At 39.3% G+C, this 16,633-nt stretch carries 21 protein-coding genes; 7 read left to right on the top strand and 14 right to left on the bottom strand.

Annotated elements, in window-relative coordinates; translation table 11 throughout:
- The first annotated feature begins 1 nt into the window (after window position 1).
- Together M028_RS0114925 and M028_RS0114920 are read left to right on the top strand one after the other, a co-directional pair.
- On the top strand, window positions 2–424 hold the full coding sequence (locus M028_RS0114925; RefSeq protein WP_026574564.1) for a GNAT family N-acetyltransferase: 423 nt from the start codon (window positions 2–4) through the stop codon (window positions 422–424).
- 117 nt (window positions 425–541) lie between these two features.
- On the top strand, window positions 542–2,851 hold the full coding sequence (locus M028_RS0114920) for a UvrD-helicase domain-containing protein (protein WP_026574563.1): 2,310 nt from the start codon (window positions 542–544) through the stop codon (window positions 2,849–2,851).
- A gap of 17 nt (window positions 2,852–2,868) precedes the next feature.
- Here the strand turns inward: M028_RS0114920 and M028_RS0114915 are convergent, their stop codons facing one another.
- The 7 genes from M028_RS0114915 to M028_RS0114880 form a co-directional block, all read right to left on the bottom strand.
- The gene (locus M028_RS0114915; protein ID WP_026574562.1) at window positions 2,869–3,126 is read right to left on the bottom strand and encodes a stage VI sporulation protein F; all 258 of its coding nucleotides are present in this window, start codon (window positions 3,124–3,126) and stop codon (window positions 2,869–2,871) included.
- A gap of 131 nt (window positions 3,127–3,257) precedes the next feature.
- Window positions 3,258–3,374, bottom strand: coding sequence for a YjcZ family sporulation protein (locus tag M028_RS32135; protein WP_081810753.1), 117 nt, complete (start codon window positions 3,372–3,374; stop codon window positions 3,258–3,260).
- Window positions 3,375–3,495: 121 nt separating this feature from the next.
- Window positions 3,496–3,852, bottom strand: coding sequence for a stage V sporulation protein AE (gene spoVAE, locus M028_RS0114905; RefSeq protein ID WP_026574561.1), 357 nt, complete (start codon window positions 3,850–3,852; stop codon window positions 3,496–3,498).
- 4 nt (window positions 3,853–3,856) lie between these two features.
- Entirely contained in the window at window positions 3,857–4,882 is a 1,026-nt protein-coding gene (gene spoVAD / locus M028_RS0114900) for a stage V sporulation protein AD (RefSeq protein ID WP_026574560.1), read from the bottom strand.
- Window positions 4,883–5,359, bottom strand: a complete 477-nt coding sequence (spoVAC, locus tag M028_RS0114895) for a stage V sporulation protein AC (protein WP_026574559.1) — start codon at window positions 5,357–5,359, stop codon at window positions 4,883–4,885.
- 15 nt (window positions 5,360–5,374) lie between these two features.
- Window positions 5,375–5,755: a YhcN/YlaJ family sporulation lipoprotein gene (locus M028_RS0114890; protein ID WP_231510816.1), complete on the bottom strand. Its 381-nt coding sequence runs from the start codon at window positions 5,753–5,755 to the stop codon at window positions 5,375–5,377.
- A gap of 420 nt (window positions 5,756–6,175) precedes the next feature.
- A complete protein-coding gene (locus M028_RS0114880) occupies window positions 6,176–6,532 on the bottom strand; it encodes a DUF1360 domain-containing protein (RefSeq protein WP_026574557.1) in 357 nt (118 codons plus the stop codon).
- Window positions 6,533–6,674: 142 nt separating this feature from the next.
- On the opposite strand from M028_RS0114880, the gene M028_RS0114875 reads away from it, so the two are divergent.
- On the top strand, window positions 6,675–7,175 hold the full coding sequence (locus tag M028_RS0114875; RefSeq protein ID WP_026574556.1) for a CotY/CotZ family spore coat protein: 501 nt from the start codon (window positions 6,675–6,677) through the stop codon (window positions 7,173–7,175).
- A gap of 40 nt (window positions 7,176–7,215) precedes the next feature.
- Here M028_RS0114875 and M028_RS0114870 read toward each other — a convergent pair whose 3' ends face one another.
- From M028_RS0114870 to M028_RS0114860, 3 genes are all read right to left on the bottom strand, one after another.
- Window positions 7,216–7,713 (bottom strand): CotO family spore coat protein, encoded by a 498-nt coding sequence (locus tag M028_RS0114870; RefSeq protein ID WP_026574555.1) that lies wholly within the window; start codon window positions 7,711–7,713, stop codon window positions 7,216–7,218.
- Window positions 7,714–7,832: 119 nt separating this feature from the next.
- Entirely contained in the window at window positions 7,833–8,600 is a 768-nt protein-coding gene (gene fabI / locus M028_RS0114865) for an enoyl-ACP reductase FabI (protein WP_026574554.1), read from the bottom strand.
- 91 nt (window positions 8,601–8,691) lie between these two features.
- On the bottom strand, window positions 8,692–10,551 hold the full coding sequence (locus M028_RS0114860; protein ID WP_026574553.1) for a monovalent cation:proton antiporter family protein: 1,860 nt from the start codon (window positions 10,549–10,551) through the stop codon (window positions 8,692–8,694).
- A gap of 69 nt (window positions 10,552–10,620) precedes the next feature.
- Here M028_RS0114860 and prpE point away from each other — a divergent pair, with 69 nt between their 5' ends.
- Complete coding sequence (gene prpE, locus M028_RS0114855; protein WP_026574552.1) at window positions 10,621–11,361, top strand: bis(5'-nucleosyl)-tetraphosphatase PrpE; 741 nt, start codon at window positions 10,621–10,623, stop codon at window positions 11,359–11,361.
- A 55-nt stretch (window positions 11,362–11,416) separates the two neighbouring features.
- On the opposite strand, the gene M028_RS0114850 is transcribed toward prpE, so the two are convergent.
- Genes M028_RS0114850 through M028_RS0114835 form a run of 4 tightly spaced genes read right to left on the bottom strand, consistent with a single transcriptional unit; the run spans window position 11,417 to window position 14,170 of the window.
- Window positions 11,417–12,316 carry an RluA family pseudouridine synthase gene (locus M028_RS0114850; protein ID WP_026574551.1) on the bottom strand — a complete coding sequence of 300 codons (900 nt, stop codon included), beginning with the start codon at window positions 12,314–12,316 and terminating at the stop codon, window positions 11,417–11,419.
- Between the two features lie 18 nt (window positions 12,317–12,334).
- Complete coding sequence (locus tag M028_RS0114845) at window positions 12,335–13,129, bottom strand: NAD kinase (protein ID WP_026574550.1); 795 nt, start codon at window positions 13,127–13,129, stop codon at window positions 12,335–12,337.
- A gap of 22 nt (window positions 13,130–13,151) precedes the next feature.
- Entirely contained in the window at window positions 13,152–13,790 is a 639-nt protein-coding gene (locus M028_RS0114840; protein WP_026574549.1) for a GTP pyrophosphokinase, read from the bottom strand.
- A 20-nt stretch (window positions 13,791–13,810) separates the two neighbouring features.
- Window positions 13,811–14,170, bottom strand: coding sequence for a hypothetical protein (locus M028_RS0114835; RefSeq protein WP_026574548.1), 360 nt, complete (start codon window positions 14,168–14,170; stop codon window positions 13,811–13,813).
- 111 nt (window positions 14,171–14,281) lie between these two features.
- Here M028_RS0114835 and M028_RS0114830 point away from each other — a divergent pair, with 111 nt between their 5' ends.
- The 3 genes from M028_RS0114830 to M028_RS0114815 all read left to right on the top strand — a co-directional run bounded on the left by M028_RS0114830 (window position 14,282) and on the right by M028_RS0114815 (window position 16,454).
- Window positions 14,282–14,866 (top strand): CYTH domain-containing protein, encoded by a 585-nt coding sequence (locus M028_RS0114830; RefSeq protein WP_026574547.1) that lies wholly within the window; start codon window positions 14,282–14,284, stop codon window positions 14,864–14,866.
- A gap of 317 nt (window positions 14,867–15,183) precedes the next feature.
- The gene (locus M028_RS0114820; protein ID WP_026574546.1) at window positions 15,184–15,588 is read left to right on the top strand and encodes a globin domain-containing protein; all 405 of its coding nucleotides are present in this window, start codon (window positions 15,184–15,186) and stop codon (window positions 15,586–15,588) included.
- Window positions 15,585–16,454, top strand: coding sequence for a ClpXP adapter SpxH family protein (locus tag M028_RS0114815; protein ID WP_035424161.1), 870 nt, complete (start codon window positions 15,585–15,587; stop codon window positions 16,452–16,454). Before M028_RS0114820 ends, M028_RS0114815 begins: the two co-directional genes overlap by 4 nt.
- The last annotated feature ends 179 nt before the right edge of the window (window positions 16,455–16,633 follow it).

The raw sequence follows: 16,633 nt of genomic DNA, 5'->3' as shown, positions 1-16,633 counted from the left end.
AGTGACTGTAAAGATTGTTGAGAATGAAAAAGAATTAGAAGATGCTTTTTCTGTAAGAAGAACCGTATTTATCGACGAGCAAAATGTCCCTGAGGAGGAGGAGATTGATCAGCACGAGGAGGAAGCAACTCATTTTGTGCTGTATCATGAAGGCTCGCCAATCGGGGCCGGCCGCTTTCGCCTAGTGGATGGGTTTGGAAAAGTTGAACGTATTTGCATAATGAAAGAGGCTAGAGGTACTGGTGCAGGAAAAGCGATTATGAATGGGATCGAAGACTATGCACAGAAAAAGGGGATTCAAAAATTAAAGCTGAATTCTCAGACACACGCAATTCCTTTTTATGGTGGATTGGGCTATGAAGTTGTTTCCGAAGAATTCATGGATGCGGGAATCCCCCATAAAACGATGATGAAAAAGATTTAACTAAAAGCACTTGCCTACTTTGGGCGGGTGCTTTTTAAATTTCAAGCCTTTTTGTTACTTCAGGGTTTTGTTATGATTAAACATGTTGCTTTATTTTTTAGAGACAGAGGAAAAACTATGAAAACTGTGCTATACCAAAACCAAACGATTATACTCGATCAATTAGATCGGGATGAATATCAAAAAATATATTTAGCGGGAAAAAATGGTGAATTAGTTTGTCCCGTTTGCCGTGAGAGTGTTCGCTTAATACTTGGCATTCAGGAATCACCTCATTTTTCTCATACTCATTCAACCATACCGGATTGCCCGGAACCAGCCGTTCAGGAAAGAAATGAAGAAACCAACCAAAGCCATAAAGAAGTGGATAGCTTCCGTCTTCCAAAAGGCATTACAATCCTGGAGACACCTAAATCCGTCCAAGTCTTCAAAACAGCTAAAATCCTTGAAGCACAGACTCCCTTTCAGAAAAATGCAAAAAACTCGATAGACTACCAATCTCCTTACTTACAACAGTTAGCAAAATCGGATGTCGTTCTTGATGAGGCACAGGCAGCAGCGGTCTCAGAAACAGACGGGGCATTATTGGTTCTTGCCGGCGCAGGGAGTGGTAAAACAAGGGTGTTAACAGCGAGAACAGCCTTTATGTTAGAGGTCAAAAAGATTGACCCGCGAAACATCATGCTGGTTACCTTCACTTCCAAAGCCGCAAGTGAAATGAAAAGCCGCTTACTTTCCTATCCGCAAATGAAAAGAGAAGTGATAAATAAACTCGTTACCGGCACCTTCCACAGCATATTTTATCGAATTCTTATGTTCCATTCCAGGGATAAATGGACCTCAGACCGCCTTTTAAAGAAGGATTGGCAGCGGGATAGAATTCTCAAGGATGCCGGGAAAGAGATGGAATTGTCGGAAAAAGAGTTTGCCTATGATTTAGCCCTTCAGCAAATCGGCTTCTGGAAAAACTCACTTCTTTTTCCAAACGATATTAGACCTGCATCGGAATGGGAAGAAAAGGCGCTTTTCCTTTATAAAAAATATGAGGAATATAAAGAAAGGGAACAACTTTTTGATTTTGATGATATGCTCATTGGCTGTTATCAGCTGTTAAGCTCCACACCAGAATTGCTTGAACAATATCAAAATCGGTTTCAGTATTTCCTTATTGATGAGTTTCAAGATATCAACAAGGTGCAATACGAACTGATTAAACTACTAGCGGGCAAACATAAAAATGTCTGCGCTGTCGGAGATGACGATCAGGCGATCTATTCTTTTCGAGGCAGTGATCCTAGTTATTTACTTGAATTTGAAAAAGATTTTCCTTATGCAAAAGTAATTACCCTTGAAGAAAATTATCGCTCTTCACATGAAATTGTTACAGCAGCCAATCAAATGATTGCCGCTAATAAAATAAGAAGACTGAAGAAAATGAAAGCCCAATACTCGACTGAAGTAGCTCCCACTTTATTTTTCCCAAACGATGAAGAGGAAGAGGCAACGATGATTGTAACAGACTTACAGGAAAAAATCACTCAGGGTGCGAACCCTTCCGATTTTGCGATCCTCTACCGGACGAACGCAGGTGCACGTGCCGTGTTTGAACGGTTAGCCAGTTCGAATCTTCCGTTTCGAATCGAACAGGATGTCGAGGCTTTTTACGACCGGAGGATTGTAAGAAGTATTCTCTCCTTTTTAAGATTAAGTTTGAATGAGGATGACCAATCTGCCTTGTCTGATATATTGCCCTTTTTGTTCTTAAAACAAACGGTTTTAAGGGACTTAAAAGCAATGAGTATACTCCAGGATTGCAGTAATTTAGAGGCTTTATCCTATTATAAAACGGCACATGCCTTTCAGGAAAAAAAATTAAAAAAAGCGGTCACCTCAATTCGGACATTAAAGCAATTGGCCCCGCTTACGGCCATTGAAATGATTGAAAAGGATATTGGGTTTCTGGATTTCCTGAAGAAGCGGGGAAATGAATCCAATATGTTGGAGAAAGGTTCGGATGATATTAAGGACCTGAAAGTAGCAGCGAAAAATTTTAGTACAATTGAAGCCTTATTGGCTCATGCAGAGCATATGTCTGCGATGAATAAGGAAATCAAAAATTTAAGTAAGCATTTTACTGAGGCCATTACTTTAAGTACGATTCATCGAGCAAAAGGACTCGAATATCAAACCGTTTATGTTCTTGGTGCTGTGGATGGAAGCCTGCCGCATGACTTTGCTTTAGAAAGCTATCGGAACGGTGACTCCTCAGCATTAGAAGAAGAAAGAAGATTATTTTACGTTGCGATGACACGTGCAAAGGAACAGCTATACATCTCCGTTCCAAGTAACCGTAGAGGCAAAAAAGCAAATCGCTCACGTTTTTTGGCACCATTAATCAAAAGAAGACAAAGGCCCACTTCCTTATAGGAAAGCGGCCTTTGTCTTTATTTTTTATTATTCATCATATTTGCAATGGTATTAAAATCAAGCGATTTTCCATCGTTTATGATCGATTTAACAATTTGGTCTTCTAATTCCTGAGGTACCGGTTTATTAGCAATTTGGGACACTCTTTTAATAACATTCCGAACTGTTTTTTCATCCCTAAAATTTGCATTTTGCAAAGAATTCGCTAATTCAAAAATATCTTTCATGTTCACGCCGGTTTTCTTTTCTATGTTTTTAAAGAATCCATTATCCATGTGTATAATCTCACTCCTTCATAACAACTACTTTAGTTTATGAAGGAAGGGCAAAAATGTGCTTAAAGGCCAAAGAAAAGGCTGGCCATTCTCATGGCCAACCCTTATCTTTGATGCAAGCTCAGGAATTCCTAGTAGAAGCTAGCACCAACAATGATTAATAAGATAAACAATACAACGATTAGAACGAAAGTTGAACCTCCGTAGAAACCGCCGCCATAGCCGTAGCCGCCGTATCCGAAGCACATAGACCTAGTCACCTCACTTTAGTAATCTCACTTATAACATATGAGAATACTGTAAAAAGTGTATAGGCAGCGTCCTTTTTTCGAATACTGGCGGTGAAAAATGGAGTATTGTCCTACTCTTCTACCCTTTTGGTCTAAATACGAGCGCTCCAATAAATCCAAAAATAATGGCGGCGGAAATTCCGGAGCTGGTTACTTCAAACATCCCTGTTAAAACCCCAACAATTCCATGTGCTTCTGCCTCTTGAAGGGCCCCGTGTACCAAAGAGTTACCGAAGCTCGTGATTGGAATGGTTGCCCCTGCTCCAGCAAAATCAATTAAGGGCTCATAAAGGCCAAACCCATCCAATACAGAACCTATGCAGACCAGTAAACTTAAAGTATGACCCGGTGTTAGTTTGGCCACATCGAATAATAATTGTCCAATCACACAAATAATTCCTCCAACTACGAACGCCCAAAAAAACATAGCAAGCATTTTATCACCCCTTTTCCCCATTCATTTCAATAGCAACGGCATGTGCAATGCAGGGAATAGATTCATTTTGTTGGAAACTTAACGGTGATAACAAAGCACCTGTGGCTACGACTAAAATTCGTTTGTATACACCTTTTTTCATTTGGTTTAGTAAATGTCCATATAAAACAGTTGCTGAACAGCCTGCACCGCTTGCCCCGGATTGAACAGGCTGATCTTTTTTGTAAATAAGTAAGCCGCAATCCTGGAATTGTTTTCGCTCCAGCTTTAAGCCGCTTTTATTGATTAATTCAAAAGCCGTATCATGGCCGACTCTCCCTAAATCACCGGTGATGATTAGATCATAAAAGGATGGATCCAATTGTAAATCTCGAAAATGGGCCATAATCGTATCCGCAGCGGCAGGGGCCATCGCTCCCCCCATATTAAACGGATCTGTTAACCCCATGTCAATTACCTTGCCAATTGTTGCGGAGATCGTCACAGGCTGATTCCTTGATGAATCATTGGCTGCCATCAATGCTACACCTGCTCCTGTAACCGTCCATTGTGCTGTTGGCGGCTTTTGCCCGCCATACTCCGTTGGGTAGCGGAACTGTTTTTCAACAGCTGAATTATGGCTCGAAGCCCCTGTGAGAATATATTTCGCTCCCTGATTATTAATTACAAAAGAGGCAAGTGCTAATCCTTCCATGGATGTGGAACAGGCTCCAAAGAGACCGAAATAAGGGATTTGCATCGACCTTGCTGCAAAGCTTGTCGGTGTTATTTGATTAATGAGGTCCCCGGCAAATAAAAATTGAACCTCCTCCTTATGAACATTTGCTTTTTGCAGAGCCATCTTGATCGATTCCTCCAGCAAAACCCGATGTGCTTTTTCGTAGGTTTCCTGTCCCATCCACAAGTCTTCATGTAATAGATCAAAATCATTCGCTAAATTCCCATTCGCCTCAAATGGGCCACCTGATACACCCGTGGCCATAATCATTGGCCGGTTTGCAAATACCCAAGATTGATGCCCTTTTAACAATTACAAAACCCCCCACATTGCCAGTAACGTTTTAATGAGCGCGACAACAAAAGCCGAAAAGACACCAAACAAAATAACAGACCCAGCCAGTTTAAACATATTTCCGCCGACTCCTAAAACAAACCCTTCCGTTCGATGCTCAATCGATGCAGAGATGACCGCATTACCGAATCCTGTTACCGGTACTGCGCTTCCTGCTCCTGCAAACTGACCTAGACGGTCGTATACTCCAAAACCAGTTAAAAGCATCGAAAAGAATACCATTGTTGCGACAGTTGGGTTTCCAGCTGTCTGCTCTGTAAAATTGAAAAAATATATGTAAAAGTAACTAACAGCCTGACCAATTACACAAATCAATCCGCCGACGAAAAAAGCCTTCAAGCAATTTTTTAAAACTGGCCGTTTAAACTCATGCTTTTGCTGCAGTTGTTGATAGTTTTGTTGCTGTGGAGTTAAATTTTTTTGTTTGCTTGCCATTCCAATGTCTCCCTTCTATGTCATATCTTTTGTCATTTTAATGATTTCACGCAGCCTTTTTTCAGCATCTTTTTCCGAAAATTTCTTGCCTTCTATCCGCTCATTTAATCGAACCGCTTCAAGGAAAATTTTATAATCACTCGAAACGGTGATATCCTCTTTTGGAAATCTCTTTTCTAAGAATTCGGTAAGGTTTTTTTCGATTTTTTTCATTTTGAAGCGGTGCATATGCTTAACCTTATAAACCACAAGTGTTTCTTTTGTTCCTTTGATGACTGCCGCATCATAGATTTCTGGAAAAGAACTGACTGCCTCTTCAATTTTTTGAACATGTGTTGTTTTTTTATCTCGATCGGTCATAATCGGATTGGGATTGGTTGTTTTTATCAGAGCCAATTGGCTATCCTTTCCCTTTTGGTTCCCGTTGCAGGATACTAAAAGACATACACATGAAAGTAGGATAAGTCGTTGAATGTAAATCATATTTTAGTTCCTTCCCTTGTCCATTAGTAAGAATCTTGTTATCCTATAGTTTTTTCGACCTGAACCAAAATTATGACAGATAAGATTATTTTAAAGATAAAAAAACACTGCCGGTGTTCCCGAGCAGTGTTTTCTCTTATTTCTGTGTCTTTTTCCCGCATCCACAGCCATTTTTTTTAATCCGCTTTGATTCTTTAAAAGATTGGCTTGAGCTTGAGTCTTGATTGCTTTTATTTTGCTTATTCACTGTTCACTCCACCCCATTGTAGTAACATTATGTTTTAGAATATGTGATGAAATGAAATCTTGTCTATATAAATAACCATTTTTCCTTTATTTTTGAAGCCAATTTTGAACGATGGTTTCCAAAATGGACGACAGTCCAGCAATCGCTAAAATCAAGACCAAGGGCTCATACAGAGCAGAATTAACATAATGTAACAGGACCAATGCGATGGAGGACCAGATTCCTGTACACCAATAACAGCTTAGAAGCTCCCCAAAGAATCTTTTGATGGGGGTCTCTTTCGGCACATAATATACTTCCATTTCCCCCTGGTCATTCTCTTCGACCACCTCCGTAAAAAAAGGATTGCGGAGAAATTCTGTAATTTTATCAAATACCAATAATCTTGTCAGCCGAAAGGCCGCTAGCCCCAAAATAGTGAATTGTAAAAGACTAATATCCATAAACAAATTTGTCCTTCCTTTCATTGATATAGTGAACTAGCCTAATTTTCTTAAAAAAGGCAATTGTCCGTAACCCAAAGGGCCCCTGTGAAATATGTTAGTAATGTAAGATATATATCACGGATTTAAGGAGGAAAAATAAATGGGTTGTGGAAATAATCATAACGATTTTCACGGTGACAGCTGTGTGTGCGAAGTAGTTCGTGCGATTAAAGATATACAAGATAATGCTGTTGAAAATGAGTGTGCGGAGTGTTCAAGTTGTTTTACTGAACCACTTGGCTCATTAGTTTCACCTACAAGAAGAGAGCCAGTAGATACACGTGTGTTTGTTTTAAGTGATGCAAAGGGTAATCCATTCCATGCATTCTTTAACGGTGAAAATAATGCGTGTGTGTCAATCTTCTTCAGGGTAGAAGATGTATTTGACAACTGCTGTGCAACACTTCGTGTTCTAATCCCTGGACGCAGGGAAAGCGGAAACTTTGTTCCGGTTAACCTTGTTAATAATGGTAATGTTGACCTTTCAAGAGTTTGCCAAGTGGACCGTTTCCGTGCAAGCAATGACTGCGTAACAGTTGATTTAAAATGCTTCTGTGCAGTACAATGTATTGCTGATGTTAACTTAGGAATTTGTAACTAATAAAAGTAGCCAGTCGATAACGGCTGGCTTTTTTTATTGTTTAATTTTTTATTCCAATCATTATGACATCTTTTAAGTCATCCACTGGAATCGTTTTAGTTGTTTGATCATGGAATTGGATGGTAATTTCCTGCCCCCGATAATCCTGTAAATACCCCTGATAATTTCTATCTACTGTATAAAATACACACGGTACAGGTGGCAGAGCCTTTGGAAAATCCACTAAATACCTTAAACGTTCTTTCATGTTCATTTCCTTAAAGCTTTTAACCTTTTTAAAGGAATATCTTTGCTTGTCACTTTTCTCCTTTTTATCAGCAGTCTTCTTTTCTGACATTGTTACCTCAATTGGTACAATCTCCTGGCTCGATTCCTCCTTTAAAGAATTCCTTTTGGATTCGCCTTTTTGCTGGTTTTCCACTATCGGAAGCGGCTTTTCCTGTTTATTTGTATACACTTCCTGCATTTTAATGGAAGGGGTTTTTGAAAAAGGCTGGTAAATATAAAGTAATGGACCTTGGTTTTTCTTTTCTGTCATAAACCTTGAGCACCTCCAATACAAAGTCCTTCACTTTATATGTATGCTCGATGCCCATACTCGTTCACTTCTAATCTAAAATTCAAAATAAAAAACCCGCAAAAATGCGGGTTTGTATATTAAAGAATATGGTAACCAGAGTCAACGTGGATGTTTTCACCGGTAATTCCACGAGAAAGGTCACTAAATAAAAATACGGCTGTGTCGCCAACCTCTTCTGGAGTTGTCGTTCTCCGCAATGGAGCCTTTTCCTCAATTTCCTTAAGGATTGAATTAAATTCACCAATTGCCTTTGCAGATAAGGTTCTGATCGGCCCTGCAGAAATGGAGTTTACGCGAATCCCTTCCTTGCCAAGGTCAGAAGCTAAATAACGGACACTTGCATCAAGAGAGGCTTTTGCAACACCCATTACATTATAGTTTTGAATCGCACGTTCACCGCCAAGATAGGTTAAGGTCACAATACTTCCGCCCTCTGTCATTAAACCGCGTGCTTCTTTGGCAACTGCAGTTAAGGAGAAAGAACTGATATTTTGAGCAAGCAAGAATCCATCTCTGGATGTATTTACAAATTCACCTTTTAATTCTTCAGTTTTAGCAAAAGCAATACAATGAGCAACTCCGTGTATGGTTCCCACTTCTTCTTTAATCGTTGCAAAGCACTTTGCAATATCTTCATCACTTGTTACGTCACATGGTAGTACAAGTGTACCTTCTGCTTCTAGAGAATCCGCTAATTCACGGACGCTGCTTTCGATTCTTTCCCCTACATAGGTGAAAATTAATCTTGCACCTGCATTGTGAAGAGAGCGGGCAATACCCCAAGCAATACTGCGTTTATTGGCAACACCCATGACTACAAATGTTTTTCCGTTTAGTGAAAACATGTATTTATTCCTCCTATATTTAACACAAGTTATTAGCACTTGGTACTAATTTTACACTATATTCGAAAGTATGTACATATCTAGTTGATTTTTAGCAATGCTCACAAAATTCAAGCTCCCTTTTCAATTGGTCAACGTATTCCTTGGATCCAGTCACAATTAAACGGTCGTTTACCTGCAGCTCTGTGTCACCATGAGGCACAATCGACTCATTCCCTCTGAAAATCCTGACAAAAATGATATCGCCTGTAAACGGAAATCTCCTTAACGACATCCCATCAAATTGCTCGTTCACCATGGCAATTTCATACAATGCCATCTCTTGATTGGTCAAAATATTAATTACTCGTGGCGATTCAATTAATGAGCGAAGCAGGGCATTGGTAGACTTAAACACTGAAAATATTTCAATATTGTGTTCCTTTAAGTTTTGTTCCAGATCAGGACTTTCAATCCTGGCAATTACCCTTGGTACTCCTTTTTCCTTCACCGCAACAGACAGGGTGGCATTTAATTCTTCATCACCTGTGGATATGACAACCACTTCTGATTGGTATACCTTCGTTTGGCCAATCGTTTGGAGCGAAAAGTCCGGAATCTCAACAATATTAAACAGAGAATTTGCAATCTGCTTTTCCGATTTTTCAATTTTTGTATGGTAGAGAACCGGGTCATATAAGCCTGATTTTAATTCTCTTGAAACAGGCATGGTAATTTGATTTGCTCCCAGAAAAGCTACATTGACCTTTCGATTTGAAACCACTTCTTTTGGAAAGAGCTTTTTAAAAACCATTGGAGTAAAAATTGACGTAATAACTGCCACCAGAATTAGTGTTCCACTCATTTGTTCCGTTATAACCTTCATTCTCTCACCAATTGTAGCTGCTGCAATAACTAGGGATAGGGTGGAGGTTAAAAGAAATCCTGAGGCCAAAACGGTCTTTGTATCGTACCAAATCTTTAATAGATAAACAGGAATAAGCTTTGATAACAGCAGTCCAATCAATAAAAGCGGTATTAACAACAAAAGCTTTTTTTCACTAAAAAGGGACCAAATATCAAGTTTCACCCCTACCTCAACGAAAAATATCGGGATTAAAAAACCATACCCAAAGGAATCAAGCTTATGGACGAGCTCTTGATTCGGAGCCAATAGTGAAACAAGAACGCCTGCAAGGAATGCTCCTAATATATTTTCCGCTCCAACTGTTTCAGATAACCCCACTAAGACGATAATAAGCGTAAACACAGCCCTTGTGCCTATTTGGGAAGTCCCCGTTTCCAGCGCTTTGACAAAAGAACGGCTTTTAAATCGCTTTCCTACAAAATAAAGTCCAACACCTGCGGCAAATAAAATTAATAGGAGCCATGTGTTCCCATGTCCTTTATCATAAATTGAGACAAAGACTGCTAAAAGAATCATCGTAACCAAATCAGCAATAACTGCGATAAGCAGAATAATTTGGCCAATTACCGTTTTCATCATGTTGCCTTCCTTTAGGGTCGGCACAACTACACCTAATGAAATCGTTGAAATAATCAGAGTCATCAAGAATCCATTATGAATAAAGTCCAGCATGACAAAAACAAATGATAAGACTAAAGAAAAAATGAAAATCCCGATGAAAATAACCGTTGAGACAGCAAAAGAATTTGGCTCTCTTTTTCCATTCGGAAGAATTTCTCTTTTCTTTCCTTTTGAAAATACAGTAAAATCAATTTCCAAACCGCTTAAAAACATCAGAAAGATAAATCCCAAGGTGGATAAAGTCGAAAGCCACATATCCTGATGAACGACATTGAAGCCGCTTTTCCCGATGATCAAACCCATAATAATTTCGGCAACCACTACTGGGATAAAACTCAATTTAAGCCGATGCAAAATAATTGGTGTCAAAAATGCCATAGTGACAACAATTAATAAAGAAAGAACCGACGCATGCTGGGCCAAATTAATTCCTCCTCTCAAAATAAAAAAAGTAAAATAACAAAAAATAGAAGGTAAAGGGGGCTTCATACCATGAAAATAGATATTATTGGTGATATTCATGGCTGCTTTAAGGAATTCAAAGACCTGACGACAAAACTTGGCTATGATTGGGAAAGCGGGATTCCTCTTCATCCCCAAAAACGAGTTCTTGGTTTTGTTGGTGACTTAACCGATCGAGGCACAGAGTCCTTAAAAGTGATTGACATTGTATGGAACTTAGTCATTGAGCAGCAAAAGGCTTATTACACTCCTGGAAACCATTGTAATAAATTGTACCGTTTCTTTCTTGGAAATCGTGTTCAAATCGCCCATGGATTAGAAACAACAGTAGCAGAATACGAAGTATTAGACAAACGTGCCCAAAAATCAATTCGAAAAAAATTTATGGACCTTTATGAAAATGCACCGCTTTATTTAGTTTTAGACGAAGAAAAACTTATTATTGCCCATGCTGGAATTAAGAAAGAAATGATAGGAAAATCCGGTTCAAAGGTTAAGACATTTGTTCTTTACGGAGATATTACCGGTGAAAAGCACCCGGATGGATCACCAGTTAGACGAGATTGGGCAAAAGCTTATCAGGGCGAAGCCTGCATTGTCTATGGCCACACACCTGTAAAGGATGCAAGAATCATTAACCATACATACAATATTGATACCGGTGCTGTTTTTGGTGGTAAACTGACTGCTCTGAGGTATCCGGAAATGGAAATCATTTCTGTGGATTCTACTATGCCATATGTAGAAGAAAAATTTAAGCAATTTGATTGAAAATGAGTAAATATATCTAAAAAAAAACGAAACAGGCTGACACTGAGTATGTGAATTAGCGGTCAGCCTGTAAAAGTTCTTGCATATCATTTGGAAGGTTAGCTGTAAACGTCATTTCCTTCTTTAAAAGGGGGTGAATAAATGTTACTTTTTTACAATGCAATGCCTGCCGTTTAAGCAACGTCGTTTCTCCCCCGTATAAATCATCTCCGAGTAAGGGATGTCCAATCGAAGACATATGTACCCTAATTTGATGCGTTCTCCCCGTTTCGAGCCGCAGCTCTACATGGGTAAAAGCTTTATGTCTTTTCTTTACCTTATAATGGGTACAAGCATATTGGCCATCAGGACGGACTTCTCTTTCAATAATACTATCCTCTTTCCTGCCAATTGGTTTTTCAATCGTCCCTTCATCATCCTCCAATGTCCCACCCGCAAATGCTTCATACGTTCTTTTTACTTTGCCTACTAGCTGATCCTTACTAAAGAGATGATGAACATGGCGGTATTTAGCAATTAAGACGATTCCCGATGTATCCCGGTCCAGCCGGGTAACAATGTGAGAGGTTGCTTCTAATCCAATCCGCTGGTAATACCCCACTAAGGCATTAGCAAGGCTTCCCTTTGGATGCTCTCTCGAAGGAATTGTGCTCATACCTGCCGGTTTTACCACGACAAGGAGGTATTCATCTTCAAACACAATATCAAGGGGTAAATCTTCTCCAAGTACACCTTCACTGGGTTTTTCTTTAGGAAATATTAATGAAAGTACATCATCCTTTTGTAACTTGTATCGCACATTTACTTCTTCATGATTAACAAGAATCCGTCCGCCCTTAAATTTAATATCTGTTAGGGCAGTCCGGGAAATTTCCTCATCTTTTAAAAAATCTTTAATCTGCCTGTCTGCATCTCTTTTATCAATTACCCAATTAAGTTCAAATTGTGAAGACATTTTCTATCCTCCAACAGATTAATCCGAAATAAAGGAATCGTGTACTCTCTTCCAAAATGGAAACGGTCGAAAGCGGGCAAAACGGATTTTTTCATCCGGCACTCTAAACTGAATCGATTTAACATCTTTGTGAAGCAGGGTAAGATGATCAATCGTTACCTGAAAATCCGAATGGTTTACAGGCTTCAGCATACAGGTATGATGGGCAGGCAAAATTAGTGGGGAGCCCACTGTCCGGAAAACCTTGTTATTAATGGAAGCCATCTCAGCAATCTGAATGGCTGAAATCGATGGGTGGATAATTGCTCCACCTAGTGCTTTGTTATAGGCCGTACTTCCGGAAGGTGTGGACACACATAGACCATCCCCGCGGAAACGTTCAAAATGTGCACCACGAATCTCAACATCCATGACAAGCGTACCCTCAACGCCCTTTACCGTTGATTCGTTTAACGCAAGGTATCTGGATTCCTGGCCTGCATGCTTATAACGAATGATGACCTCTAAAAGAGGATATTCAACCACCTGATAAGGAGTTTTTGCAATCGCAATGACAAGTTTTTCAATTTCATCCGGAATCCAATCCGCATAAAACCCAAGGTGACCGGTATGAATTCCGACAAAAGCTGTTTTATCTAATCGGCTGCTATACCGGTGAAAGGCATACAGCAATGTACCATCACCACCAATGGATACAACAATATCCGGTTGGTCTTCATCATAAACAAGATCAAAATCAAGTAAATAGGTTCTCATTTTGTGCATCAGAATATTTGATTTTTGATCTCCTTTTGAAGTAATCGCAAATTTCATTCAACCCGCTCCTTACCCGTTTTTAATTCTTTTCTTCCTGCTTTAATTCTTTTTTTCTAGAAAAAAACGCTTGTGCTTCCTGTATTTCACCGCGGATTAATGACATTTCTTCATCAAGGCGAAATGCAGCCTCCGCGGCTCTTTTCAGCCGCATATGAATATCAGCAGGAAACATTCCTTTATATTTATAGTTCAATGAATGTTCAATCGTTGCCCAAAAATTCATGGCCAATGTCCTAATTTGGATCTCCGCCAGGATTTTTTTTTCCCCATGGATGGTTTGCACGGGGTAACGGATGACCACATGGTAGGACCGGTAGCCGCTTGTTTTTTTATGAGAGATATAATCTCTTTCCTCAACAATTTCAAGATCATTTCGATTTCTTAATAAATTTACAACAGTATGTATATCATCGACAAACTGACACATCATGCGCAAACCGGCTATATCCTGCATCTCTTCCTCTAATTGATCGAGGGCAATTCCCTTTTGGGATGCTTTATCTAAAATACTGGCAATCGGTTTTACTCTGCCTGTTACAAATTCAATCGGCGAGTGGTTGGAGTCGAGTTCAAACTGCCCGCGCATTCCTTTTAATTTAATCTTGAGCTCTTCCACTGCTTGTTTATATGGAGCTAAAAATTTATCCCAGTGGTTCATGATCTCACCCCAAACAACTTTTAAAAATTCTCCTCAACCTTCGAAACCATTTGATCTCCATAGTTTCCGTTTCCTCTAATATTACTGATGATATAATCAAGCTCCTCTGTAAACTGGGATAATTCTACCTGTTCATTGTTATAGGAAAGCCATACAGGTAGTTTGTTCTTTACTGCTGTTTTTAAAAGCTCCCATGTCTCTTCAGGGAAAGCAATATAAGAGTAGTCCTCATGATCTTCCATTAAATAAATAAAGGAAAGCTGATCAGAGTCAACAAGAATTTGTTCTGCGGGCCGCAAATGAGTGATGGCTTCACCTACGGTAAACGTGATCTGATTCTCGGTAATCTTTCCATTCATTGCTGTTAATTTTTTTTTCATGATATAACCTCCATTTTCACATCCCTATTTTAGCATAGTCGAACCATTTCTCCCAGAAATTGCAGTCGTGTTATGATTAGAAAAGAAACTAACGTGGAAGGAATGTAGAGGATGTTTCAAAACATTGAAATAGAATTTAAAAATATGCTGACCAAGGATGAATATGAACTTCTTTTGATAAAATTCACTGCCGCTGAAAGTAAACTGATTACACAGGAAAATCATTATTTTGATACCAAAGATTTTGCTTTGAAGAATGAACAGTCCGCTTTACGGATTCGCCAAAAGGGCCAGCAATTTGAAATGACGTTAAAACAACCAGCAAATATTGGTTTGCTAGAAACAACACAAAAACTTACGGAAGCGGAGGCAACCCTTGCTATCCAGGAAGGAAAGCTTCCATCCGGAGCAATCAAAGAGATCATTTCTAAAATGGATATCGTGTTTTCTAAACTTAGTTATTTTGGGTCGCTTATAACAAATAGAGCAGAAATGAACTATAAAGGTGGCATCCTCGTCCTTGATCACAGTCTTTTTTTAAACAAAGAAGACTATGAATTAGAATACGAAGTAGAAAACGAACAACTTGGACAAAAGATTTTCAAGGAATTATTGAATCAATACAACATCCCCCACCGAAAAACCGAAAACAAAATCCAACGCTTTTACAATCAGAAAAAATTATTAAAAAAATAGCTAATTTAAAAACAAAGGTGATTGGAGCGGAGAGCACGAAGACTCCAGTGGGAGTACGGGGTTAGGGGAGACCCCGCAGGAGCAAAGCGACGAGGAGGCTCCCCAGACCGCCCACGAACCACTTGTGCCAGGAGCGGTAAAAAAGCCAATATTAAAAGGATATTTTTCCAACTTTCTTTTACAATTAAAAGAAGGTTGGATTGTAAATATTACTAAGGAAGATAAGGATTAATTTAAGCTTTTGAGCGATTTATTTGAGATATGAAAAAGCCATTGCTAAAATAAACTCATACAAACATTCTAAAGGAGTTGTCAACATGATTGAGAGTAAGCCTACACCATATGAGGCCATTGGCGAAAAAAACCTACACCGTCTTGTGGACACTTTTTATGGGCTGGTTGCACAACATCCTGACCTTGCACCAATCTTCCCTAATTCTTTTACTGAGATTGCTCGAAAACAAAAGCAGTTTCTTACACAATATTTAGGTGGACCACCATTATATACAGATGAACACGGACATCCTATGATGCGCGCTCGCCATTTACCCTTTCCAGTAACCCCGACGCGGGCGGAAGCATGGTTGTCCTGTATGAGACAGGCGATGGATAAAGTTGGTTTGGAAGGACCATTACGTGATGAATTTTACGCTAGGCTTCATCTTACTGCTCAACATATGATAAACACACCAGATACGCAGGAAACTGGTGAATTACAGTGAGCAGAATTGGACATACAAGTTCAAAAAAGCAATGTGGAAAAAGTGAAAAAAAGCCTGTTGAAATTTACATGTTTATTGACCCTTTATGTCCGGAATGCTGGGCGCTTGAACCGATACTTAAAAAGCTTCATATTGAATATGGCCGCTATTTTTCCATTAAACATGTCCTAAGCGGCAGGCTGGCCAATTTAAATTTAAGTAAAAAAAAGAATTATGAAAATATCGTGGAGCTATGGGAAAAGACCGCAAGCAGATCGGGAATGTCCTGCGATTCAAGTCTTTGGTATGAAAACCCGGTTGACTCCCCGCATATAGTCTCTATTGCCATTAAAGCAGCCGAGCTCCAAGGAAGACGAGCAGGAATCCGTTTCCTCCGTAAACTGCAGGAAGTTTTATTTTTGGATAAAAAAAATATTTCTGATATAGAAGTATTAAAGGATTGTGCCGGGGATGTAGGATTAGATATTGAGGAGTTTAGTACGGACCTCCATTCCGAGAGTGCGGCCAAAGCATTTCAATGCGATTTAAAAATAACCTCTGAAATGGATGTTCATGAAATTCCAACGCTTGTTTTCTTTAATGAAAATGTTGAAGATGAAGGGATTAAAATAACCGGAACCTATTCCTATGAGATTTATGTACAAATCTTGGAGGAAATGCTTTCAGAACGGCCCGTTCAAACACCGCCGCCGCATCTTGAGACGTTTCTAAAGTTTTTTAGATTTGTCGCTTCAAAGGAAATTGCTGTTGTCTACAATATGACGATCTCCCAGGTGGAAAAGGAAATGAAAAAATTACTTTTAAAACAGGTAGTTGAACAAATACCAGCTAAATACGGGACATTTTGGCGATATATTGAAGAATAAAAGGGTGAAGGGATCCACCCTTTTTTTGTGGATATCTTCTTAACGAAAGGTTCCTTTCGTAAACTTTGTTGCATTGGTCTAAAAACTGTTCCATTTAGAGGATTTTCGGAAAGCTTTAGCTAAGACTTGGGGCAATCGGGCCCGAATCAGGGGTTCATTCGGACAGCTTTGACCAAGAC

This window comes from Bacillus sp. UNC438CL73TsuS30 (assembly GCF_000482325.1).
GTDB lineage: Bacteria > Bacillota > Bacilli > Bacillales > Cytobacillaceae > Neobacillus.
The sequence above is the reverse complement of the archived record's forward strand: the minus strand, read 5'-3'. Positions and strand labels throughout refer to the sequence as shown.

Bases quoted from the DNA above. Each gene is read 5' to 3' on its own strand.
- M028_RS0114820 (WP_026574546.1), top strand. From the start codon at position 15,184: ATGATTGAGAGTAAGCCTACACCATATGAGGCCATTGGCGAAAAAAAC.
- spoVAE (WP_026574561.1), bottom strand. From the start codon at position 3,852: ATGCTTGCTATGTTTTTTTGGGCGTTCGTAGTTGGAGGAATTATTTGT.
- fabI (WP_026574554.1), bottom strand. From the start codon at position 8,600: ATGTTTTCACTAAACGGAAAAACATTTGTAGTCATGGGTGTTGCCAAT.
- M028_RS0114870 (WP_026574555.1), bottom strand. From the start codon at position 7,713: ATGACAGAAAAGAAAAACCAAGGTCCATTACTTTATATTTACCAGCCT.
- M028_RS0114915 (WP_026574562.1), bottom strand. From the start codon at position 3,126: ATGGATAATGGATTCTTTAAAAACATAGAAAAGAAAACCGGCGTGAAC.
- M028_RS0114835 (WP_026574548.1), bottom strand. From the start codon at position 14,170: ATGAAAAAAAAATTAACAGCAATGAATGGAAAGATTACCGAGAATCAG.
- spoVAC (WP_026574559.1), bottom strand. From the start codon at position 5,359: ATGGCAAGCAAACAAAAAAATTTAACTCCACAGCAACAAAACTATCAA.
- M028_RS0114875 (WP_026574556.1), top strand. From the start codon at position 6,675: ATGGGTTGTGGAAATAATCATAACGATTTTCACGGTGACAGCTGTGTG.
- prpE (WP_026574552.1), top strand. From the start codon at position 10,621: ATGAAAATAGATATTATTGGTGATATTCATGGCTGCTTTAAGGAATTC.
- M028_RS32135 (WP_081810753.1), bottom strand. From the start codon at position 3,374: ATGTGCTTCGGATACGGCGGCTACGGCTATGGCGGCGGTTTCTACGGA.
- M028_RS0114830 (WP_026574547.1), top strand. From the start codon at position 14,282: ATGTTTCAAAACATTGAAATAGAATTTAAAAATATGCTGACCAAGGAT.
- M028_RS0114850 (WP_026574551.1), bottom strand. From the start codon at position 12,316: ATGTCTTCACAATTTGAACTTAATTGGGTAATTGATAAAAGAGATGCA.
- M028_RS0114880 (WP_026574557.1), bottom strand. From the start codon at position 6,532: ATGGATATTAGTCTTTTACAATTCACTATTTTGGGGCTAGCGGCCTTT.
- M028_RS0114840 (WP_026574549.1), bottom strand. From the start codon at position 13,790: ATGAACCACTGGGATAAATTTTTAGCTCCATATAAACAAGCAGTGGAA.
- M028_RS0114920 (WP_026574563.1), top strand. From the start codon at position 542: ATGAAAACTGTGCTATACCAAAACCAAACGATTATACTCGATCAATTA.
- M028_RS0114845 (WP_026574550.1), bottom strand. From the start codon at position 13,129: ATGAAATTTGCGATTACTTCAAAAGGAGATCAAAAATCAAATATTCTG.